This window comes from Streptococcus sp. 1449 (assembly GCF_013276805.1).
Classification (GTDB): Bacteria; Bacillota; Bacilli; order Lactobacillales; family Streptococcaceae; genus Streptococcus; species Streptococcus pseudopneumoniae.
In genome coordinates this window covers 1,692-2,078 of sequence record NZ_VMLS01000086.1, presented here as the reverse complement: position 1 = coordinate 2,078, position 387 = coordinate 1,692, and the positions used below count along the sequence as shown (strand labels likewise).

At 34.1% G+C, this 387-nt stretch carries 1 pseudogene; it reads right to left on the bottom strand.

The annotated features are described in order from the left end of the window. Positions 1-90 precede the first annotated feature (90 nt). Positions 91-387, bottom strand: a pseudogene (locus HT687_RS10880) (transposase); the annotation flags it as partial.

The window sequence follows — 387 nt, the reverse complement described above, 5'->3', positions numbered from 1 at the left end:
ATATAGTAGATTGAAACTATAATAGTACACCTCTACTTCTAAAACATTGTTAGAAATCGGTTTGACTGTCCTGATCGATTTGTCCTATTCTTATTTCATTTTATAGTCATTTAGTTTTAAAAAGCATTCCAAACATTCAAAAATAGTTGGAACTTCCCTTAATAAATCCGTCACTTTCTTTTTCAAGATAGCCCATGCTTGCTCAATAGGATTCAAATCTGGTGAATAAGGTGGTAGAGGTAAGAAAAAGTGTTTATCTTGGATGCAGAGTTCATCCAAAATGTTCTTGGGATCAAAACTAGCATTGTCCATGATAATAACACGAGGTGTCTTCAAAGCATGTAGAAGTTGCGTTTTGAATCACTCCCCAAAGAAATCGCTTGTCAT